At 64.7% G+C, this 21,322-nt stretch carries 14 protein-coding genes, 1 CRISPR repeat array and 1 riboswitch; of the genes, 7 read left to right on the forward strand and 7 right to left on the reverse strand.

Annotated elements, in window-relative coordinates; translation table 11 throughout:
- Positions 1 to 50 precede the first annotated feature (50 nt).
- Positions 51 to 445: a CRISPR direct-repeat array (repeat unit 30 nt; unit sequence GGAGTCCCCACGCACGTGGGGATGGACCGG).
- A gap of 126 nt (positions 446 to 571) precedes the next feature.
- A riboswitch (TPP riboswitch) is annotated at positions 572 to 755 on the forward strand.
- A gap of 48 nt (positions 756 to 803) precedes the next feature.
- Positions 804 to 3,206 carry a TonB-dependent receptor gene (locus EG19_RS08610; RefSeq protein ID WP_152544001.1) on the forward strand — a complete coding sequence of 801 codons (2,403 nt, stop codon included), beginning with the start codon at positions 804 to 806 and terminating at the stop codon, positions 3,204 to 3,206.
- 95 nt (positions 3,207 to 3,301) lie between these two features.
- Here the strand turns inward: EG19_RS08610 and EG19_RS08615 are convergent, their stop codons facing one another.
- Genes EG19_RS08615 through EG19_RS08625 form a run of 3 tightly spaced genes read right to left on the reverse strand, consistent with a single transcriptional unit; the run spans position 3,302 to position 8,426 of the window.
- On the reverse strand, positions 3,302 to 6,469 hold the full coding sequence (locus EG19_RS08615) for a S41 family peptidase (RefSeq protein WP_053335129.1): 3,168 nt from the start codon (positions 6,467 to 6,469) through the stop codon (positions 3,302 to 3,304).
- Positions 6,470 to 6,471: 2 nt separating this feature from the next.
- Positions 6,472 to 7,305 (reverse strand): hypothetical protein, encoded by an 834-nt coding sequence (locus EG19_RS08620; RefSeq protein WP_038049760.1) that lies wholly within the window; start codon positions 7,303 to 7,305, stop codon positions 6,472 to 6,474.
- Complete coding sequence (locus tag EG19_RS08625) at positions 7,302 to 8,426, reverse strand: hypothetical protein (RefSeq protein ID WP_038049761.1); 1,125 nt, start codon at positions 8,424 to 8,426, stop codon at positions 7,302 to 7,304. The genes EG19_RS08620 and EG19_RS08625 overlap by 4 nt, the downstream gene beginning before the upstream one ends.
- 60 nt (positions 8,427 to 8,486) lie before the next feature.
- Here EG19_RS08625 and EG19_RS08630 point away from each other — a divergent pair, with 60 nt between their 5' ends.
- The 4 genes from EG19_RS08630 (at position 8,487) to EG19_RS12750 (ending at position 12,445) form a co-directional block, all read left to right on the forward strand.
- Positions 8,487 to 8,903, forward strand: coding sequence for a secondary thiamine-phosphate synthase enzyme YjbQ (locus EG19_RS08630; RefSeq protein ID WP_038049762.1), 417 nt, complete (start codon positions 8,487 to 8,489; stop codon positions 8,901 to 8,903).
- A 25-nt stretch (positions 8,904 to 8,928) separates the two neighbouring features.
- A complete protein-coding gene (locus EG19_RS08635) occupies positions 8,929 to 9,402 on the forward strand; it encodes an arsenate reductase ArsC (RefSeq protein ID WP_053335130.1) in 474 nt (157 codons plus the stop codon).
- Between the two features lie 37 nt (positions 9,403 to 9,439).
- Complete coding sequence (locus tag EG19_RS08640) at positions 9,440 to 10,804, forward strand: MFS transporter (protein WP_081800055.1); 1,365 nt, start codon at positions 9,440 to 9,442, stop codon at positions 10,802 to 10,804.
- Positions 10,805 to 10,882: 78 nt separating this feature from the next.
- On the forward strand, positions 10,883 to 12,445 hold the full coding sequence (locus tag EG19_RS12750; protein WP_053335131.1) for a DUF4153 domain-containing protein: 1,563 nt from the start codon (positions 10,883 to 10,885) through the stop codon (positions 12,443 to 12,445).
- Positions 12,446 to 12,465: 20 nt separating this feature from the next.
- Here the strand turns inward: EG19_RS12750 and EG19_RS13415 are convergent, their stop codons facing one another.
- Both EG19_RS13415 and EG19_RS08655 read right to left on the reverse strand, forming a co-directional pair.
- The gene (locus EG19_RS13415; RefSeq protein ID WP_038049764.1) at positions 12,466 to 14,775 is read right to left on the reverse strand and encodes an aminotransferase class I/II-fold pyridoxal phosphate-dependent enzyme; all 2,310 of its coding nucleotides are present in this window, start codon (positions 14,773 to 14,775) and stop codon (positions 12,466 to 12,468) included.
- A gap of 15 nt (positions 14,776 to 14,790) precedes the next feature.
- Positions 14,791 to 16,176: a flotillin family protein gene (locus EG19_RS08655; protein WP_038049766.1), complete on the reverse strand. Its 1,386-nt coding sequence runs from the start codon at positions 16,174 to 16,176 to the stop codon at positions 14,791 to 14,793.
- A gap of 137 nt (positions 16,177 to 16,313) precedes the next feature.
- Here EG19_RS08655 and EG19_RS08660 point away from each other — a divergent pair, with 137 nt between their 5' ends.
- Both EG19_RS08660 and EG19_RS08665 read left to right on the forward strand, forming a co-directional pair.
- Positions 16,314 to 17,225, forward strand: coding sequence for a patatin-like phospholipase family protein (locus EG19_RS08660; protein WP_053335132.1), 912 nt, complete (start codon positions 16,314 to 16,316; stop codon positions 17,223 to 17,225).
- 17 nt (positions 17,226 to 17,242) lie between these two features.
- Positions 17,243 to 17,683 (forward strand): acyl-CoA thioesterase, encoded by a 441-nt coding sequence (locus EG19_RS08665; protein ID WP_038049767.1) that lies wholly within the window; start codon positions 17,243 to 17,245, stop codon positions 17,681 to 17,683.
- 58 nt (positions 17,684 to 17,741) lie between these two features.
- Here the strand turns inward: EG19_RS08665 and EG19_RS08670 are convergent, their stop codons facing one another.
- Positions 17,742 to 19,985 (reverse strand): sodium-translocating pyrophosphatase, encoded by a 2,244-nt coding sequence (locus tag EG19_RS08670; RefSeq protein ID WP_038049768.1) that lies wholly within the window; start codon positions 19,983 to 19,985, stop codon positions 17,742 to 17,744.
- 128 nt (positions 19,986 to 20,113) lie between these two features.
- Positions 20,114 to 21,322, reverse strand: coding sequence for an MFS transporter (locus EG19_RS08675; protein ID WP_038049798.1), 1,209 nt, complete (start codon positions 21,320 to 21,322; stop codon positions 20,114 to 20,116).

Consider the following 21,322-nt stretch of genomic DNA (forward strand, 5'->3'; position numbering starts at 1 on the left):
GCACGTGGGGATGGACCGACCACATTCATCATGTCGGCTACGGTGCTTTGGGAGTCCCCACGCACGTGGGGATGGACCGAAATCTCTGAGGCCAAATATGAGCAGCTCCAGGGAGTCCCCACGCACGTGGGGATGGACCGACCATCGCGGGGCGCAGGATGATAGGCGGCTGGGAGTCCCCACGCACGTGGGGATGGACCGGACCCGCAAACCAAAGCGGCGTATAAATTTAGGAGTCCCCACGCACGTGGGGATGGACCGGTCGTGGCCACCCCCTTGTGCGCCGCCCGTGCGGAGTCCCCACGCACGTGGGGATGGACCGGCGTTGCTGGGCATGGTGGAGGCCATGGAGGCGGAGTCCCCACGCACGTGGGGATGGACCGCGAAAAGCCCTCGCCCCGGTGCATGTGCCAGTGGAGTCCCCACGCACGTGGGGATGGACCGCGCGAGACCGAGGCCATCATCGAAAAGATGAAGCGGAGTCCCCACGCACGTGGGGGCAGCGCCACCTTGACACGCCGGAAGGGCGGGCCTAGTATGCTTTTGGTTCTTTGAAAGCTCACGAAACGTGAGGCATCCGTAGGGGTGCCCCGCACCATTCGCTTCGGTGCGCTGTGCCTGCCAGGGACCGGCCAATAACGGGCTACTGGGGGCATAGCAAGCCGAATGTGCAGAGCGAATGGTGCGGGGCTGAGATCACACCCTTGGAACCTGATCCGGGTCATACCGGCGGAGGGAACGGAGCCGAGGCGCCAAACCACCTCGACCTCTTTTCCCCCGCCTGCCCGGGGGAGGAGGAAACCATGAGAAAGGTTGTTTTGGCGCTTTTTTTGTTGGTCACCACCACCCTCCCGACGGCGGCGGCGGAGCTCAAAGGGCGCGTGCTCGCCAGCGATACCGGCAAACCACTGGCCGGGGCCAAGCTGGAGGTGCGCGAGCTGGGGCTTTCCGCCACCACCGACGGGCAAGGCCAGTTCGTGCTGGAGGTGGGGGCGCAAGCCCAGCTCACCCTGGTGGTGACGTACCCGGGGTATTACCCCGTAAACCAGCGGGTCACCTTGCCCGCCCCGGCGCTGGAGCTTTCGCTGGCGCCGGTGAGGCCGTTTACCGAGCAGGTGGAGGTGAGGGCCAGCCGCGCCCAAACTGGCAAGGACCCCGCCACCTTCACCAACCTGCCCAGGGAGCGCATTGAGGAAAGCTACTACGGGCAGGACCCCGCCATGCTTTTGGCAGCCACGGTGCCGGGGTTTTTTGCCTACAACGACAACGGCCACGGCATCGGCTACAGCTACTTCACCATTCGCGGTTTTGGCCAGGCCCGCACCCGAGTGAGCCTTAACGGCGCTCCCCTCAACGACGCCGAGTCGGGCGAGCTGTTCTTCATTGACCTGGCCGATTTTCTGGCCACCGCCGGGGACATTCAGGTGCAGCGCGGTGTTTTCGGGCTTTCGGGGATGGGAGGCGCGGTGGACATCACCACCGCCCCCGCCAGCATGGAGCCTTCCTTCCAGTTGCACCTGGGGGCCGGCTCTTACAACACCCAGAGGCTCACGTTGCGCTACGACTCGGGCCTGGTGGGCGGACAGTGGGCCCTTACCGCCCGCTACTCCAAGATCACTACCGATGGCTACCGCGACCAGTCCTGGGTGGACATGTGGAACTACTTTTTCTCCTTAAGCCACTTCGGCCAGCGCTCCCGCACCCGGCTGGTGCTCTTCGGGGGTCCCGAGCAAACCCACCTGGCGTACTACGGCATCCCCAAGTCGGTGCTGGAAGGTGGGCGCACCGGAAATGCGGATAGGGACCGTAAGTTCAACCCCCTGACCTACCCCGGAGAAATTGACAACTTCCACCAGCCCCATTTCCAGCTAATTTCCGAGCTGCGGCTTTCCCCCAACACCGAACTCACGCAAACGTTTTACCTGTTCCAGGGGGACGGCTACTACGATCAGTTCAAGACCAACCGCAAGCTGGTGGAGTACAACCTGCCCAACATCACGTTGCCCGACGGCACCGTCATCCGCCGCACCGACCTGGTGCGCCGGCGCACGGTGGACGAGTGGGATGCCGGCTGGGTGCCTACCCTTTCCTGGCAAAAGGGCAACTGGGCGCTGGAGCTGGCCGGTGAGCTGCGCCTCCACAAGGCCCACCACTACGGGCAGGTGACCTGGGCCCAGTACTACCCGCCGGGCGTTCCCCCCAACCGCCGCTACTACGACTACCAGGTGGACAAGCAGAGCTCAGCTCTTCGCCTCAAGGCCTCGTACAGGCTTACCGATGACCTCCTGGCGGTAGCCGGTTTGGGCTACGCCCATCACCGCTACGAGCTTTCCAAGGACCGGCTCAAGGGGCAGGCCTTTACCGACAACTTTGACTTCCTGCTGCCGCAAGCGGGGCTTTTGTGGCGGGTGAAGGAAGGGCAGGAGGCTTATCTCAACGTGGCCCGGGGCATGCGGGAGCCCAACTTCCGCCAGCTTTACGACCCCCAGGACTACTACGGCACCCGGGCGTACCTGGACCCCGAGGACGTGTGGGACTGGGAGGCCGGCTACCGCCTGCGGGGCGAGCGCTTTTCCGCCCGCGTTAACGCTTTTTACATGCGCTTTGCCAACGAAATCGTGTGGGCCGGCGCTCTCGATGACAGCGGCGTGCCCATTTACGGCAACGGCGCGCGCTCGGTGCACAAGGGCCTGGAGCTGGAGGGGAGCTGGTCGCCTTCACCCAACTTTGGTGTGGATGCGGCGCTCACGCTTTCCCGCAACACCTTTACCCGCTACCGCGAGTACGGCTATGACGGCACGTTCACCTCTTACGACGGCAACCGCATTGCCGGCTATCCCGACACGCTGCTGCTGGTCACCGCCCGCGGCCAGCTGGCGGGCTTCCAGGCCGCCCTTACCCTGCGGGCCGTGGACCGCTTTTACCTGGACAACACCCAGGACAACCGCAAGAACCCCGAGGCCCGCCGCCAGCCGGGCTACGTGCCGCTGGTGAACCCTGGCTTTGCGGTGGTGGACCTCACCCTCCGCCGCCCGCTGCCGGAGCTGGCCACCACCCTGGGGCTTTCTCAGCTCGGTGCGGAGCTCCGGGTGAACAACCTCCTGGACAAGAAGTACACCGCCTTTGGCTACGTGGACTACGGGGAGCCACAGTTCATCCCCGCAGCCCCGCGGCATTACTACCTGGGCTTCAGTTTGGGCCTTTGACCTCCTCACCCTTCTGTACGACCCGGGGCCGCAAGGCCCCGGTTTTTTTTAGCCGCAGGCCAGGCCTGAAAAACCCTCTTTTCGCTGCTGCCCAGCTACCACGGCAGGTCCCTGGGATCGGCGGGGAGCTGGGCCAAAAGCACCTCCACCGCTCTGGCCAGCTGGGCGTCGTTCTCCTTGTCCAAATCCTGCTGGGGCGGTTGGAAAACCAAAACGTCGGGTTCACAGCCCTGGCGCTCCATGTTGATCCCCGAACCCGCCACGTACCAGCCGCGGAAAGGCAAACGCACGAAGGAACCGTCAATTAAGCGGGTGCCACCGGTAGAAATTACCGCCCCAAAGGTGGTCATGCCCACCAGCGGCCCGCGTTTTAAGGTCTTGAACGCCCAGGAGAAGATTTCGGCGTTGGAGTAGCTGGCTTCGTCGCAAAGGGCTGCCGCCGGGCGCGTCCACGCCGGCAACGGCAGGCGGTCCTGGGGGTAACCGCGAAGGGACGGGTCCATGCCCCGGGGGACGGTCCAGGCGTGCCGCTTCACGTTGAGGATGGCCATGAGGTAATCGGTGGTCCAGCCGCCGCCGTTGTTGCGCACGTCAATTAAAAGCCCCTGCTTGCCGGACGCGGCGGCAAACAGCTCCCGCTGGAACTCCTCCAGGGAAGGCGCGTCCATGCCTTGAATGTGGATGTAGCCCAGCTTGCCGCCGGAAAGCTTCTCCACGATGGCCCGCCGCTCCTTCACCCAGGCACGGTAGCGGGCCTGCCGCACCTCGTCCAAGCTGGCCGGTTTAACGGTAACCTCCCGCTCCCCCGCCGGGTTTTTCACCGTGAGCCTCACCGGGTGGCCCACCATGCCTTCCAGAAGCGCGAAGAAGTTGCGCTGGGCGTTCACGGGTTCGCCGTTCACCGCCAGGATGCGGTCCCCCACCTTAAGGCCCACGTCCTCCCGGGCCGCAGGGGTATCCTCCAGCACTTCGGTAACGATCACACCCAGGCCGTCGGCAGCGGGCTCCACCTCCACACCCAGCACGCCGGTTTGCACCGGCTCCCCCCGTTCGTTGCGGCGGAAGCCCATGTGGGAGGCGTTGAGCTCCCCCAGCATCCAGTTCACCACCTGCTCGAAATCGCGGTCGGCAAAGGCCACATCGCTGAGCTTCTGGTAGCGCTCACCGATGGCCCGCCAGTTGTAACCGTGGAAGTGCGGATCGTAGAAGTTGCGATCCAGCTCCCGCCAGGCTTCCTGGAACACCTGGGCGCGCAAAGCCCTCCGCGACACGGTAAAGAGCGCCTCAAACTTCACCGGGTCCCCCGGTTTGCCTTCCAGATTCACGCTTTCCACCGTGCCCTTGGCCCCCCGGTACAGAACCAGCTTGCCCTCCTTGAGGAAGGCCAACTGCGAGGGCCGGGCGTCCGACTCGGTGAGGCGCTTGAGCTCCTTCCCGTCAAACCGCACCTTGTAGAGGTCCCGTTGGCCATCGGGCTCGGCCACAAAAACCACGGTGCGGGCATCGCTGGCCACCACAAACTCGCCCTCGTCACCCGGAAGCTCCGTGACCGCCCGGGCCCGCTCGTTGATGCCCGGAAAGTCAATGCGCACCGTGACTTTTTTTTCGCCCTTGGCCTCATCCTTCTTGGCCGCCTTGTCTTCCTCCTCGAAGAGCGCTACCCATTGCTCCGGCGTTCGCTCGTGGTCGGCCTTGGTGAGGTACACCGCCCACAGGTCGAAGGTGCGCTCGTGCCGACGGGAAAGCCAGTAGAGACGCCGGCCGTCCGGGGACCATACGGGGTTGCGGTCCTCGTCCGGGTGCTGGCTCACGTTTACCGCCTGCCCGCCGGCCACGGGGATGATGAAGATATCGGTGTTGAAGTGCTCGTCGTCGCGGGAAAAGGCAATCCACTGGCTATCCGGGGAAAAGGCAAACTCCACGTCCCCCCAGTGGGTGAAAAGCGTCCTGGGGTTGCGGCCGGAAAGCTCGGCGACCGTGAGGTTCCCCTTCCCCACCAGGTACGCCAGGAGCTTGCCGTCGGGGGAAACCCGCGGCTTGCGCTCGTCTTCATCGGACGCGGTCAACCGCTCCTCCCGGAACGAGGTGGCCTTCACGAAGGAGCTGCCGCTGGCCGGCTCCGCTCGGAAGAGGTCGTACTGGCCAAAGCGGTCGGAAGCGTAAAAGAGGGCTTTGCCATCGGGGGTCCAGGTCACATCCCTTTCCCACGCCGGCGTGTGGGTCACCCGCACCGTGACCGGCCCGGAAATGGCGGAAAGCTCCTTGCTCCTCCTGGCCGTGACGTACACGTCCCCGCGCACCACCAGGGCCACCTGGCTGCCGTCGGGAGAGGGCACCACCTCTGAGGCTTGATCCCGCAGCACTGCCCGCTCCATGTCGTCTTCCAGCGCGTCGGTGGCCACCTCCACCGCCAGGCGCCGGGGCTCGCCGCCACTGGCGGAAACCACGTAAAGCCCATCGCCAAACTCGTAGGCCACGATGGCCCCGTTGGCCGAGGCCTTGGGGTAGCGCACGTCCCCGCCCTGGTGGTGGGTGAGCTGCGTGAGCTTGCGGTCGGCGAGGTTCAGGCGGAACACGTTGCGGTCATCGCCACCGTTGTCCGAACGGAAAATCAACGCGTCGCTACCGGCCCAGGAGACGTGATCCTCATCCCACAGGGTTTCGGTAAGCCTCACCAGGTTTCCGGTTTGCAGCTCCAAAAGCCAGAGGTCGCGGTTGGCCGAACCCCGGTAATGCCGGCGGCTGTCCGGGGTGCTACCGCGTACCAGGGCGAGAAAACGCCCATCCGGCGAGGGCACCGCCTCCAGGGCGAGGATCTTCGTGAGCAGCTTTTCGGTGCCCCCGGTGACCGCCACGGTGTAGACGGTGTTTTTGCGGTTCCACGCCTCATGGCGGCGGGAAACGAACACTACCCCGGAGCCCTGGAAGCCCTGGGGAATGTCGGCCGCTTCGTGGAAGGTCAAACGCTTGGTCCTCCCTTCGGGCCAGGACAACAGCAGCACGTCGTCGCTGCCCTCCCGATCGGAAGCAAAAGCCAAAAAGCGCCCGCTGGCATCCCAAACGGCGCCCCAGTCGTAGCCGGGGTCGGCGGTGAGCCGCTGGGCTCGCCCCCCCTGGGCGGGCACCGCCCACAGGTCGCCCTGCCAGCTAAAAACCACCGTTTGCCCATCCGGCGAAGGGGCCGGGAAACGGGCCAACCGCACCTCTTCACCGTGAACCGCCACTGCCAATCCAACCGTAAGAACTCCGGCTAAAAAGCGCATGCTTACCCTCCCTGTTGCGCGCCGACGAAGCGGCCAAACTCCACCATGAGGGAGACCAGCTCGGCGTTGTGCTCCACCGGCAGCGGGTACTCCACCCCCAACAAAGCCCCATCCCGCCGGGTAAAAGCCGCGTACTGCTCCTGGGTGGGGGCAAAGACCTGCAACCCAGAACGTTGGCCAGCCCACCGCGTCACGGTCAAGGCGGCGGCAATTTCCTCCCGCCGTTGCACGGTGGCCAAAAGGGCGTTACCGAGGCCCGGCCGCTCCACCGCTGGCCACGGAAACCCACACACCACGTCCACCTCCGGCGAGGAAAGCGGCGGGAAATCCAGCTCCGCACAGGCCCCTACTCCACCCCAAAGGCCAGCAGCCGGCGGGAAGCCCCAGGGGAAAGCCGCTGCCTCGGAAAGCCTCCCGCCGTGGGTGAGCTCCCTCCAGCCCCTCTGGCCGGAGGCCAGGTCTTCCGTGCAAAGCCAAAGCTTGACCCTTCCCGCCAGGGCCGTTTCCGGGGCCAGGTACTCCCCCAGGGCCGCCGGGGAAAGCCACCCGGAAAGGCGGAAAGGATCGGGCAGCAGCAGGAAACCCTCGTTGAGACCCTCGCGGGCGTAGGCCAAGGCCGGACGGAACAACGCCGCCCCCTCCTGGGCCAGACGCAAAAAGCGCCGGGCCGCCTCCTCGGCTTCTCCGGCCAGAGCCAAAAGCGCCACCTGCGCCGCAAGCCCAGCAGCGGCAGCTTCCCCCCACCGGCGGCCGGAAGCGGTAAGCTGCGCCACCACCCCGGCGCAAAAGGCCGCCTGGGCTCCATCCGCCAAAACCACCAGGCCCCGGGAGCTCACGGTGCCCCCCTCACCACCCGGCGCAGCTCCAGGCTGCGGGTTGCGGCAGCCACTTCACCCAAGGTCAAAAGCCGGGGGGGCTGCATCCACGCCAGAAGCACGGTGTCTGGAAAGTCCAGGGTGCCGTTGCCGTCATCGGCCCACAGCACCGCCCACCGCCCGGACCAGCTCACCGCATCCCCGGGAAGCACATCGTTCCGCCAACGCAAAGGCCGCCCACCCTCCGAAAGCCAGAGCCCATCCCCCACCACCAACCGCTGCGGCGGTCCCCACGGCTCCGCCAGGGGATCCCCCACCGCCGCCAGGGCCGCCACCGCCTGGGGGGTCATGATCAGGTGCCGCACCACCAGCTCCCGGGGGGAAAGGGGCAGGGGCCAACCGGGGCCGCCCTCGGGCCAAACCCCCGGTGCAAAGCTAAAAACCCCACGGCGAAAGGCCAGGCTCACCCTGGGGTTCACGCCTTCCGGAACCTCGGCCAACCGCCAGAGAGCGGGAACCTCCGCCACCTCCCTGGCCCCCGGGGAGGAAACGCTGGCCCAGGGGAGAAGGTCCTGCGGGCGGGCGTAGGCACCCACCTTGACCTTGAAGCGGGTCACACCCCCAATTAAGGTGTTGCCGGCCACGGGCTGGGTGAGGAAGTCGTCGTTGTGGGCTTCGCTGGTGACTGGCGCTTTGAGCTCGCTCCCCATTTCCGGGGCGGCAAACTCCCCGTACGCAAGCTTGTCAGCACTTCCGGCGTTGACGCCTTCCCAGCCGAAGAAAGCCGGCTCCAGCGTGAACCACTGGGCTTTCAAAAACCCATACGCCGAGGGCCAGGCGGCCAAAGGCTCCGGGTGCAGCTCCTGCCCTTGCCAGCGGACCTTGGGAAAGGGGCACAGAAAACGCGCCGGTTTTTTCCCCTGGCGAAACTGCAGCAACACACCGGCCCAGACCCGCTCCTGGGGTTGGCGCGGTCCCACGTCGTCGCTGGCCCACTCCTCACCCTCCACCCAGAACACCACGGCAGCTTGCAGAAGCTGCGGGCGAAGACTCTCGTGCCGGCGCCAAAACGCCAAAACCGCGGCCACCAACAGGACCAGCACCGCTGCCACCAGCAAAACCCGGCGGGTGTCTTCGCTCACGGGCCCATTGTACGTGGGCCTTGCCGGGTAAGTTACAGTTTGCAGGGAGGCAAAAGGCCCATGAAGTCCTACACCAAAACCCTGACGTTCCACACGCCCACCCGGGTGGCCTTCATCAACATCACCCCGGAGGTGGAAAAGGCCGTAGCCGAATCGGGGGTGCGGGAAGGGCTTTGCCTGGTGAACGCCATGCACATCACCGCCAGCGTCTTCATCAACGACGACGAACCGGGCTTGCACCGGGACTTCGCCCGCTGGCTGGAGGAGCTGGCCCCCCACGATGTGAAGCGGTGGGAACACAACCGCACCGGCGAGGACAACGGCGACGCCCACGCCAAAAGGCAAATCATGGGCCGCGAGGTGGTGGTGGCCATCACCAACGGCCAACTGCACTTTGGCCCCTGGGAGCAGATCTTTTACGGCGAGTTCGATGGGCAAAGGCCCAAGCGGGTGCTCATCAAGATCATTGGCGATTAGCTGATAAACTGTCCCGGGGGTTGAAATGCAGAAATACAGGGTCTTGATCCTCTGCACCGGCAACTCCTGCCGCTCGCAAATGGCCGAAGGCTGGGTGCGTCACCTCCTGGGTGACCGCGTGGAGGTGGCCTCTGCGGGGACCCACCCGGCGGGGTATGTTCACCCCATGGCCATCAAGGTCATGGCCGAAGAAGGAGTCATCATTTCTCGCCAGCGGTCAAAATCGGTGGCCCAATTTGCCAATGACACCTGGGATTTGGTCATCACCGTTTGCGACAGCGCCCGGGAAGAATGCCCCTACTTTCCCGGCGCCAAGGAACAAATCCACATTTCGTTCCCTGACCCTGCCCTGGTGGGGGGACCTCGGGAGATACAGGAAGAGGCCTATCGCACGGTCCGCGACGCCATCCGCCAGCGCCTGGTCCCCGAGGTGGAACGCCGCTGCCGCGCGGGGGCTAGCGGCTCCGCCGGTGCTGCCGAGGCTGCCTCGGAGAGCTAGCGCAACGTAAGGCCACTGCACCGCGTAAACTCTTGGCGTGCAGACGGCAAGCCCTGCGGGTTTCATCCAAGATCACCGTCCGCTGTTGTGGGCTACAGCTCTGGGTTCGTTCTTACCGCCTTTTTTGGGGTCCTCCCTGAACGTGGCCCTGCCGGTGATTGGCCGGGAGCTCCAGGCCACCGCCTTTGAGCTTGGGTTAATCGTCAACGCCTTCCTCATTGCCGCCGCCGGCATGCTGGTGCCCCTGGGACGCTGGGCCGATGCCTGCGGCCGCGCCCGGGTGTTCACCTGGGGGCTTTTGGGACAAGCTCTCTGCTCGGCGGCAGCGATCTTTACCCGGTCGGTGCCGGCGCTTTTGCTGGTGCGGGCAGCGCAAGGGGTGGCTGCTGCCGCTACCTTTGCCACCGCCGTGGCTCTGGTGGCCCAGGTGGCACCGGCGGGGCAAAAGGGGAAGCTCCTGGGAGCCAACACCGCTGCGGTGTACCTGGGGCTTACCCTGGGGCCCCCCACCGGCGGCCTGCTCACCCAGCACCTAGGCTGGCGCAGCGTCTTTGGCGCTTCAGCGCTCTTGGCTCTGGGCGGTTGGGCTCTGGCCCGTCCCTGGGGGAGGGAAAAGAGCCCGCGGGAAGGCGTGGCTCAGCCCGCCAGCCTCTGGCTTTTTGCCGCAGGCGTTTCCCTGGTCCTGGGTGGCCTGGCCATGACCCGCGTTCAGGGGCGCTTTGCCGCCCTGGCCGCACTGGGAGCCATTGCCGTTGTCCTTTCCTTCCGGGGTTCCTCGAACTTACCCCTGGAGCCAGCCCTTTTTCGCAACACCGCCTTTACCTTTTCCAACCTGGCGGCGTTGATCCATTACGCCGCTACCTTTTCGGTTTCGCTGTTCCTGGCCCTTTACCTGCAGGTGGTGGGCGGGCTTTCCCCCAAGGCCACCGGCTTTCTCCTCCTCGCCCAGCCGCTGCTCATGGCGCTGCTTTCCCCCGTGGCCGGCAGCGTCTCGGATCGGTGGGAGCCGCGGTGGGTGGCCTCCGCCGGCATGGCCCTCACCGCCGGGGGTTTGCTGGTGTTGAGCTCTGCCCAACTCCGGGTTTCGCTTTTCCAGGTAATCTCGGGGCTTGCGCTTTTAGGCATTGGCTTTGCGCTGTTTTCATCCCCCAACACCCATGCGGTGATGGGCCAGGCTCCAACCAAGTTGCTTTCGGCGGCTTCCGCCACCCTGGCGCTCATGAGGCTCACCGGCCAGGCCGGAAGCCTGGTTCTGGCCAGCTTCTTCCTCCCCGCGAGCAGCCTCGATACGCAAGCCGGAAAGCTTTTGGTGCCCGGGATGCAGGCCAACCTCTGGGTGGCGTCGCTGCTTTGTCTTGTGGGCATGGTTTTTTCTTTAGCAAGGGGCAACGTGCATGGTTAAAGTCGGGTTTGGTGGGTACAGGAAAAGCGGGATGGTGCCCGCGGTAGGCACGGTGGTAAAACGGTTGCGGAGGAGCCGGTGAAAGAGCGATCGAGGTACTGGCTTGTGGCGGGGCTCCTGGCCCTAGCGTTCGATAGGCTCTTTTGGAACGTTGACCACGGCATCAACTTTCCCCTCTTTGCCGTTCTTTGCGTAGCTGGGGGGTTCTTGGTGCTTGGAAAGGAGGGCCACCGGCCGGCCCCCTCGGTGTTTCTCCTGGTCCTGCCGTTGGGGTTTTTCGCCTGGGGGTCGTTCTGTAGGCTGGAACCGCTGGCGCATGTGCTGAGCTGTGCCTGGGTTTTGCTTTTCATGGGCCTCCTGGCCGTGTACTACCGGACAAGCGAATGGTGGCGGACGGACGTCTGGCAAACCCTGTGGTCCTTCTTGAAGTTGCTGACCACCGCCGTGGCTCACGGCTTCATTTACCGATCCCCTAACCCATCGCCGGGGCAAGGCGAGCCGGCACCCAAACCGGGCTGGATAGCGCCGGTGGTGCGCGGCCTGCTGGTGGCGCTGCCGGTAACAGGCCTTTTTGCTTTGCTCCTTGCACGAGCCGATGCGGTTTTTGCCCGGTATCTCGCTTCATGGTTTTCCTTCCGGGCTCTGGCGGAAGCGGTTTTTCGCTTGAGCTACATGCTGTTTGGGGCGTACCTGCTGGTGGGTGTCTTTACCTTCGTGGCCCGGGAAACCGAAAAAGAGCCAGCCCAAAGCCGGCAGCATGGGACCGTTTCTTCGTTCCTCGGGGGAATCGAGGCCAACGTGGTGCTGGCCGCGGTGGATGTGCTGTTTTCCTTCTTCGTGCTTATTCAGGTTCGCTATTTCTTTGCGGGCAAGGCTAACCTGGAGGAGCTCGGGCTCACCTATTCCGAGTACGCCCGTCGCGGGTTTGGCGAGCTGCTGGCTGTGGCCTTCTTGAGTTTGGTGCTGATCCTGGGCTTGCAAAGGTCCACCGAGCAGCAAAGCGCACGCGGGCAGCGCCTGTTTTTAGCGCTTTCGGTGCTGCTGGTTTTGCTGGTGGGCGTGATCCTGCTTTCGGCCTTCCAGCGCCTGGGCCTTTACGAGGAAGCTTACGGTTTTACCCGTGCCCGGCTTTACGCTCACACCCTCATGGTGTGGATTGGGGTGGCGTTGGGAGCAGTGCTGGCGCTGGAGCTGGCCAAGGCCAGGCGGTGGGTGGTTCACGGTTTGCTGCTTTCGGCCGTTGGTTTTTCCGCCCATCTCGTGGCCTCCAGCGTTGACGCCCGGGTAGCCAGGGCCAACGTGGCGAGGTTTGCTTCCGGGGCCAACTTGGACGTGGCTTACCTGGCGTACCTTTCCTCCGACGCCGTTCCCGCTATGAGCCGTTTGTTCCAGGATCCCCGCCTGCCCCAGAGCAGCCGGGAAGCGCTGGGAGCCTCGCTTATCTGCTGGACCTGGCGTCACCGGAACTGGAACGCCCCGGCACCCTGGCAGGAGTTCCACCTCTCCCGCTGGCGTGCCCGGCGGGCCCTGGCCGCGGTGATGCCTTCGCTTGCGGGCTACCAGAAGGAGGAGACCTCAGAAGGGAAAACCGTCCGCACCCCCTCCGGGCAGACCTTCAGCTGCATCGCAGCTTGCCGGTAGCTCCTCAACCTAGCCGTTTCCTACGCCAGAAGAGCCAAAAGCTGCTGGGCCGCGGCCTCCGGGGAAAGATCCGCGGGGAGAAGGAAGCTCTTCACCTGCGACAGCAGCCGGGCATACTGCGCCCGCATGCGCTGCTCCTGCTCCGCGGCCAACGGCGGCAGGTGCGGGTTCAAATAGGGACGGGCAGCTCCTACCTGCCCCGGCAAGCTGCCGCTGGCCAAAAGCCGCAGGGCGTCCTCGGGCGAGAGGGGGCGTGGCCTGGCGGTCAAGGGGTCCTTGGCCAGGAAAACCACCGCTGCCGCTTCCGCCTGACGGGTCCCCCCTAGCCAGAACGGATCCAGCATCATCCGACCCTTAGCCGAGGCCTCCAGGCACACGGGAGCACCCAAATCCAGGGGGCAATCGCGCTCACCGTGGTCCACGGTGCAAAGCGCGCGCTCGGTGGCCATGTTTTCCAGCTTGGCGCGATCAAAAAACCGGCTCAGCGTGGGCAGGTGCCTGGTCCATTTTGCTTTCAGGTAGAGCTTCCGCTCAAGGCCGTCCAGCACCGTGGCCCGCGGCCCAAAGCGCACCAGAACCCCGTCGGCGGCCAAAAGCCGCCCCCCGTGCTCCCGCAGGAGCTGCGCCAAAAGGGCCGTCCGGCCACTCCCCGGTGCGCCAAAAACCAGAACGCCCCTTTCACCCAGAGCCACCGCTGCCCCGTGGGCCCAGAGGGCCCCCTGGGTGCGGGCCACCACTTCCGCCGCTAAAAGCAACGCCATTTCCCGGGTTTGGCCGTAAAAAGCGGTGTTCCAAACAAAACCCGTGTCGGTGGCAAAGCTCACCGCTGCCGAGGGCTCCCTCCCCGGGGCCTCTTTAACCGCGTAGACCACAGCGTGGGGCTCGGGCCCCCCTTCCAGGGGAGAAGGCCAGAAGTTCTCCTGAAAGAAGTCCGCCAGATGCGGGGAGTTGGTGCGCAGCTGCACCACCACTCCACCCACCAATGCGTTCCAGACGAACAGGCTATCCGCCGGCAGGGAGCGCTCCGCTTCCTCCAGGAGCGCGTTGCGTTCGGCAAGCTCGCGGATGGGACGGACGGGCAGGTAGTCGTTGACCTTGGTGATGACGTTGTTGAGCACCCGCGGCCTGGTCCGCTTGGGTTCCTCCAGCTTGGCTAAAGCATCGCTCAAGCGTTTCAGCCCCTCGCGGATGCGCTCCTCGGAGGTGGCAAAGGAAATGCGGATGTGCTCCGGGGCCATGAACGCATCCCCCGGAACCACCGCCAGCTTGGCCTCTTTCAGCAGATAGTAGGCAAGGCCGTAGGTGTTGCGCACCGGAGAGCCGGAAAACTCCTTGTCCAAAAAGCGGCTGACGTTGGGCATGGCGTAAAACGCCCCTTCCGGAACCGGGCAAGAAAGACCGGGGATGCGCGACAGACCCTGAATCACCAGGTTGCGCCGCCGCTCAAACTCCACCCGCATACGCTCCACCTCCAGCTCGCACTCCTCCAGCGCCACCACCCCGGCTTTTTGCACGAAAGAGGTGGCGTTGGAGGTGTTGTGCGACTGGATCTTGGAGGCGGCGGCAATAATCTCCCGGGGACCAGCGGCGTAGCCCAGGCGCCAGCCGGTCATGGAAAAGGCCTTGGAAAACCCGTTGATGATGACGGTCTGTTTGGCCAGCGCCGGCACTGCGGCGGCAATGGAGGTAAAGCGGCGCCCGTCGTAAATAAGCTTTTCGTAAATTTCGTCGGCGATGACCCAAATCCCTTCCCTCCGGCAAATCTCGCCGATTTCCTCCAGCTCCTCGCGGGTGTACACGGCGCCGGTGGGGTTGCAGGGGTAGTTGAGGATCAAAACCCTGGTGTTGGGGGTGATGGCCTCCGCCAGGTCCCGGGCCCTAAGGTGGAAGCCATCCTCTTCCCGGGTGCGCACGAACACGGGGTTGCCCTTGGCCAAACGCACCTGGTCGGGGTAGGAAACCCAGCAAGGGCTGGGGATGATGACGTCGTCCCCTTCGTCCACCAGGGCCATGACCACGCAAAAGAGCGCGGCTTTCGCCCCCGGGGACACCAGCACCTCGTCGGGGGAAAAGCGCAGGCCGTTTTCCCGTTCCAGCTTGCGGCAAATGGCCTGACGCAGCTCAGGAATGCCGTCGTTGGCGGTGTACTTGGTGAAGTTGGCATCCAGCGCCTGCTTGGCCGCCTTCTTGATCTTTTCAGGTGTGGGGAAATCCGGTTCACCCACCGAAAAATCCACCACGTCAATGCCTTGGGCCTTCATGGCCAGGGCCCGGGCGGCAATGCGCATGGTGGGGGAAAGCTGAATTTGGTTCGCGCGCTCCGAGGGCATGGTACGTCTTTTCCCTTACGAGTCCTTCTCTTCTTTTGGCGCGGTTTTTTGCGCCAAAAAGTCGGCAAGCTTCACACCGGTGAGCGATTCCACCACAGTGGGCAGCTGGGCCAACACCTCGGCCACCTGACCGGTGAGCTTGCTGGTACCGGAAGCATCCCCCACCATGACGATGCGGTCCACCTTGGACAGCGGCTCGGCCACCGCCCGGGCCAGCTCCGGCAGCTTTTGAATGACCATCTCGGCCAAAGCGGCCTGGGTGTAGTCCCGCCACGCCGCGGCCTTTTCCCGCATGGCTTCGGCTTCGGCTTTTCCCTGCTCCCGCAACGCTTCCGCGCGCACCTGGGCTTCCAGCCGCAGGCCCGCGGCTCGCCCCTTGGCTTCCAGTTCCTTGCGGTAGGCTTCGGCTTCCGCCTCCAGCTTGGCGCGGTAGGCTTCCGCTTCCGCCGGCCGCTTGACGGTGGCGTCCAGGTGCTTTTCACGCAGGGCAATTTCCTGCTCCTCCAGCTTGGTGGCCAGCTCCTTTTCCACCAGCTTGATTTGGTACTCCTGGCGCTTCACCTGCTCCAAAAGCTTGGCCCGCTCCAGCTCGTAGGCCAGCTCCGCTTGCGCTCGCTTGGCGTTCACCGCCGCCTGGAACTCCGCCCGCTGGATTTCAAAATCCCGGGTGGCTGCCGCCAGTTCGGCTTCCGCAGCCAGCCGCGCCACGTCCCCTTCCTTGCGGTACTGGGCGGCACGGATGGTGGCGTCGCGCTCGGTTTCCGCCTGGGCAATGGCCGCATCGCGCTTGACCTCGGCAATGCGGCGGGCCCCCAAAGCCTCAAGGTAGCCCTGGCTGTCGGTGATGTCCTTCAGGGAAAAGGCCAGGAGCTCCAGGCCCAGGCGGTCAAAATCCGCCTGCGCGGCGCTGCGCACCCGTTCGGCAAAGCGGTCGCGCTGGGAGTAAATTTCCTCCACCGCCATGGTCCCCAGGGCTGCGCGCATGTGCCCTTCCAGAACCTCCTGGGCCACGGCAGCAATGCCTGCAGTGCCTCGGGAAAGGAAGTTCTCCACCGCCCGGTGCAGCCGTCGCTCGTCGGAAGACACCTTGACCTGACCAAAGGCTTCCGCGGCAATGATCACCCCATGGGCGGTGAGGACCTCGGGACAGCGGATGGAAACGGAAATGACGTCCAGGGGCAAAACCTGCACCGATTCCAAAAGCGGCATCACAAAGGTCCCGCCCCCCACCTGCAGGCGGTAGCCCACCCTGCGCCTTCGCCCATCGGGCTCGATGACGGTGGATGTGCGGCCGGAGATGACCAGCACCTGGTTGGGACCTACCTTGCGGTAATTGAAGGCCCAGAGCGCAAAGGCCAAAACCACAACGAAAACGCCAATAGCCCACGGGAGGAACGCCATGAGACCCTCCGTTCCCGGCCAGCCGCCGGGGTCTTGCTCACGATACGACAAGTTCTTTGTCGGTACAAGGTCCCAAAGGCTATCAAGCGAGCGCCACCCCGCGCGTTTCTGGCATTGCTGCGCTAGTATTTCAGCCTGTGGGTTTTCTGGATTTCCTGTTCCGCCGCGGTCCCCGCCAGGGTGTGGTGCTGGCGTTGGGAGGGGGCGGGGCTCGGGGCCTGGCCCACTTGGGGGTTTTAGAGGTCATTGAAGAGGCGGGTATCCCGGTGGCGGGTATCGCCGGAACCAGCGCGGGCGCGGTGGTGGGGGCCATGTGGCTCACCCTGGGAAACACCCAAGAGGTCGTCAAGCGGTGGGAGGAGTTTCTGGCTTCCGACTTCCCCTCGCACCTGCCCGAGGTGCGGCTCACCGAGGAGGTTTCCAGCCGCGATAACCTGCTTCTGTCCTTTGCCCAGCGCCTCCAGCAGGGGGCACAGGTGGCCCTGGCGCTGCACCGACGGGGGTTGGTGGAGCATGAAGACCTGGAGCGCGCGGTGGCGTTCTTGATCCCCCAAGCGAGGATCGAATCCCTGCCCCAACCGTTTGCGGCGGTGGTCACCGATTTTGCCACCGGCAAGGCTGTGGCCTTAACCCGGGGGGATCTGCGGCAGGCAGTGGCAGCTTCTTCTGCAGTCCCCGGAGTGGTGCCTCCCTATGGCCTGGACGGCCGCTACGTGCTGGACGGCGGGGTGGTGGCGGAGGTGCCGGTGGAGGAAGCCCGGGGCCTGGTCCCACGACCGGTGGTGGCGGTGGACGTGGGCGATCTCCCCGATCCTGACGAAGACCCCAGGCGCATCACGGTGCCCCGGGTGCTCATGCGCGCCAACGTCATGACCCACGCCCGCCTCCGGCAGGTGCTGGTGGCTTCCGCGGACCTGGTGATCCGCCCGGAGGTTTGGGGCATGCACTGGTCGGAGTTCCGTCGGCTTACCGAAGCGGTGGAGGCTGGAAGAAAGGCGGCGCGTTCCTGCCTTAACCGCCTGCGGGCCCTGGCTCTGCGACGGGCTTGAAACTGGAGGTTTCCGCTATGGAGCGAGTTTTCCGTTACCCCATTGAGGTGCGTTTCCGCGATTTGGACGCCATGGGTCACGTGAACAACGCGGTCACCGTCACCTACCTGGAGGTGGCACGCACCCGCTTCTGGCTTTCCCAGTTCCGGGATTTCGCCAAGGAGGTGGACTTCCCCTTCGTGGTGGCACGGGTGGCCGTCAACTACCGTCGCCCCATTCGCCTCCACGACATGCTGGAGGTGGAGCTGTGGGTAAGCCACGTGGGGCGCTCTTCCTTCACCATCGCCTACCGCGTATGGGCCAGCGGGGAACTGGCCGCCGATGGGGAAACCGTGCAGGTCCATTACGACTACAGCCAGGGCCGACCCCAAAGCTTCGGCCCGGAACTGCGGGAGCGGCTGGAAAGCTTGCTCATTGCCGGCGAGCCTCAGCCTTCGGTCCGAAACAATCAGGTTTGAACACAATTTGGGGCGACCCACCGGTCGCCCCGCAGTGTTCTCACCGCCTCCGGATTTTCTAAATGAACAGCGGCGCCAAAACCAGGGTGATGGTGGAAAGCAGCTTGATGAGCACGTGCAGAGAAGGACCCGCGGTGTCCTTGAACGGATCCCCCACCGTATCGCCCACCACGGCTGCACCGTGGGTGGGGTTTTTCATGCGCTTGCCGTCGGGGGTCATGAGGTATTTGCCACCGTGGGCCCCGGTTTCAATGAACTTCTTGGCGTTGTCCCAGGCGCCACCGGCGTTGTTCAAGAACAGCGCCACCAGGATGCCGCCAATGGTGCCCACCATGAGAAGGCCTGCTACCGCTTCCGCGGAAATCAGCGGGTCATCGGGGCGGATGAAGATGCGGAACACCACGCCCACCGCCACCGGCATGAGCACCACCAGAAGCCCCGGAGCCACCATGCGCTTCAGCGCGGCCTTGGTGACGATGTCCACGCAGGAGCCGTAGTCGGGCTTGAAGTTGGGCGGAAACACGATGATGTCGTTTTCCCGGGGGAGGTTGGCGTACTGGCGGCGAACCTCCTCAATGATGGACTGGGCCGCCTTCCCCACCGCGCGAATGGCCAACGCCGAGAACAGGAACACCAGCATGGCGCCCAAAAGGGCCCCCACGAACACCACCGGTTTGGCCAGGTTCACCACAAAGGGCGCCGACTCCCCCAAACCGGCGTAGTTCTTCACCTCGTCCATGTACGCCTGGAACAGCAAGAACGCCGCCAACCCTGCCGAGCCAATGGCGTAGCCCTTGGTAAGCGCCTTGGTGGTGTTGCCCACGGCGTCCAGGCGGTCGGTCTTGCGCCGCACTTCCTCGGGTTGCTGGGACATCTCCACGATGCCGCCGGCGTTGTCGGTAATGGGACCGAAGGTGTCCATGGCCAGGATGTAAGCCGCGGTGGCCAGCATGCCCATGGTGGCCACAGCGGTGCCGAAAAGACCGGCGTGGGGAAGGCCGGAGGTCTCACCCAACCAGTAGGAAGCCAGAAGCGCCGCACCCATAACCACCGCCGGCATCCAGGTGCACTCGAAGCCCACGCCCACACCGGCAATGATGTTGGTGGCCGGTCCGGTGGTGGACGCCTCCGCAATGGACTGCACGGGACGGTAGCGGTACTCGGTGTAGTACTGGGTGATGTACACGAAGGCCACCGAGGTCAAAACCCCAATGACACCGCAGAGGAAGAAGTGCCACCAGGCGTTTGGCGCGGCCGGGCTGGAAAGAAGCCAGTAGGTGGCACCGGCAAAGCCAGCCATGGCCAGAGCCACCGCCAGGTAGTACCCGCGGTTTAAGGCCTCCATGGGGTCCATGCGCTCTTCCTTGTCCATCTTCACCGCCAGAATGCCAATCACCGAAGCCAGGATTCCAAAGGCGCGGGCCACCAGGGGGAACATCATCACCCCCACCACTCCCATGGAAAACTCAATGCCCTGCTTCTGGGCGGCCGCCGCCAGGGAGGCACCCAGGATCATGGCGCCGATGTTTTCGGCCGCGGTGGACTCAAAAAGGTCGGCACCACGACCGGCGCAGTCCCCCACGTTGTCGCCCACCAGATCGGCAATCACCGCCGGGTTTCGGGGGTCGTCCTCGGGAATACCGGCCTCCACCTTGCCCACCAGGTCAGCGCCCACATCGGCAGCTTTGGTGTAAATCCCGCCCCCCAGCTGGGCAAAAAGAGCCACAAAGGAAGCGCCAAAGCCATAACCCACAATCAACAGCGGCACCTTGGTGGGTTCCACACCGCCCACGGTGGAAACCAGCGCGTAAAGACCGGCCACACCCAAAAGCGACATGGCCACCACCAGAAGCCCGGAAACCGCCCCACCCCGGAGGGCAATGCGCAGGGCCTCGTTGAGGCTGGAAAGAGCGGCGGTGGCGGTGCGGATGTTGGAGCGGATGGAAACCCACATCCCCACGTAGCCAGCAAACACCGAGCACAGCGCCCCGAAGATGAACGAGAGGGCAATCCACAGCGCCAGCTGCAGCGAGCTCCCCACCGGATCAAACTCCCGCGACTGGCGCACAAAGCCGTAGCCAATGAACAAAACCGCGGCAAAGACCGCAGCCAACAGCAGGATCGTGCGGTTTTGCCGGCGCAGGAAGGCCTCCGCACCTTCCTTGATGGCGTTGGAGATGCGCTGCATCGCCTCGGACCCGGTGTCCTTGGCCATCACCCAGCGCACCAGGTAATAGGCCACCAAAAGGCCAAAAAGCGAAAAACCAATCACCAAAGAGATCAAAAGAGCACTTCCAGCCATGCCTTCCCTCCCCGGCAACCGAGCCCTTGGGCCTCGGTGCAAAAATTCTGGGGGATTATACCTTCAGTGCGCGGGCCACTTTAAAGCTACACCCGGGCGCCCGGCTCGCTCGCTAGGGCTTTACGGTTTCACCGAGCCCCGTCGCCCTCCCCCGGCTCAGCGACGCGCAAAAGGAGCCATCCTCCTGCCAGAAAAAAGGCGGTGGTGGCCAAAACGCCCGCCCGGGGGCTATTGGCGAGTTGTGTAGCAACGGAAAAGACCGCCGGCCCCGCAATTCCGGCCAGCCGCGCAGAAACGTCAAAAAACGAAAAAAACGCCGCTTCGGCCCCGGCCGGGACAAAGCGCGCAAAGAGCGAGCGGGAAAGCGCCTGCGCACCCCCTTGCACCAGGCCCACGGCCACCGCCAAAACCCAAAACTCCCAAGCGTGGGCAAGCCGAGCGCCCCAAAGCCCCACCGCCAGGTACACCAAAAGGGCCGCAAGGATGAGCTTCTTGCACCCCACCCTCCTCGCCCCCCAGCCAAAGGCCAGGGTGGCCGGCACCCCTACTAACTGGGCCACCAGCAAAGCCCCCACCAGGTGAGCCAGGGGGATCCCCAGCTCCCCGCCGTAAGCCCCGGCCATCTTAATCACCGTGCCGATGCCGTCATTGTAAAGCCAGTAAGCCAGGAGAAAACGAAAAGCGTTGGGGTTTTGTTTGAGCCTGGCAAAGCTTTCCCGAAGCACCTGCCAGGGCCTGGGCTTGCCCGCCGGAGGCTCGGGCACCAGAGCAAAAAGCGGCAGGGAAAACACCGCCCACCAAACACCCACCGCAGCAAAGGCCCAGAAGGTATGCCCTCCACGCCAAAGCGAAAGCGCCAGGATGAGCGCCAGCGCTCCCCCGATGTAGCCTAAGCTGTACCCCCAGGCCGAAACCTGGTCCAGCTCGTTCCGCGGGGCTATCCCCACCAGCAATGAGTCGTAAGCCACGTTGCCCAGGACAAAAGCGGTGGCGCCCAAAACGTAGGCAACCCCCGCCCAGAGCCAGTGCCCGTCGAGAAAGAAGCCCACCAAACCGCAGGAAACAGCGCCGCAGGCAATTAAAACCGCCAGCATCTGCCGTCTTTTGGCCCGGGAGTCCATAAAGGCCCCTAAAAGCGGTGTGACCGCCAGGCTTGCCGCCAGGCCCGCAGTGGCCAGCCACCCCCAGGCCACCGTTCCGGCCGGAGCCCCCAGCTGGCGGTTGGCCGCCTGCACCAACAGCGGCGGCAAAAGCGCGGTCATGCACACCAACGCAAAGGCGGAGTTGGCCCAGTCGTACCAGCACCACGCCCACTGCCGCGGGTTGAGTTTGCGCAC

It is taken from the genome of Thermoanaerobaculum aquaticum, from assembly GCF_000687145.1.
Lineage (GTDB): Bacteria > Acidobacteriota > Thermoanaerobaculia > Thermoanaerobaculales > Thermoanaerobaculaceae > Thermoanaerobaculum > Thermoanaerobaculum aquaticum.

Coding starts and splice junctions, on each gene's coding strand:
- EG19_RS08635 (WP_053335130.1), top strand. CDS start 8,929: ATGCAGAAATACAGGGTCTTGATCCTCTGCACCGGCAACTCCTGCCGC.
- EG19_RS08665 (WP_038049767.1), top strand. CDS start 17,243: ATGGAGCGAGTTTTCCGTTACCCCATTGAGGTGCGTTTCCGCGATTTG.
- EG19_RS08670 (WP_038049768.1), bottom strand. CDS start 19,985: ATGGCTGGAAGTGCTCTTTTGATCTCTTTGGTGATTGGTTTTTCGCTT.
- EG19_RS08630 (WP_038049762.1), top strand. CDS start 8,487: ATGAAGTCCTACACCAAAACCCTGACGTTCCACACGCCCACCCGGGTG.
- EG19_RS08610 (WP_152544001.1), top strand. CDS start 804: ATGAGAAAGGTTGTTTTGGCGCTTTTTTTGTTGGTCACCACCACCCTC.
- EG19_RS08655 (WP_038049766.1), bottom strand. CDS start 16,176: ATGGCGTTCCTCCCGTGGGCTATTGGCGTTTTCGTTGTGGTTTTGGCC.
- EG19_RS13415 (WP_038049764.1), bottom strand. CDS start 14,775: ATGCCCTCGGAGCGCGCGAACCAAATTCAGCTTTCCCCCACCATGCGC.
- EG19_RS08615 (WP_053335129.1), bottom strand. CDS start 6,469: ATGCGCTTTTTAGCCGGAGTTCTTACGGTTGGATTGGCAGTGGCGGTT.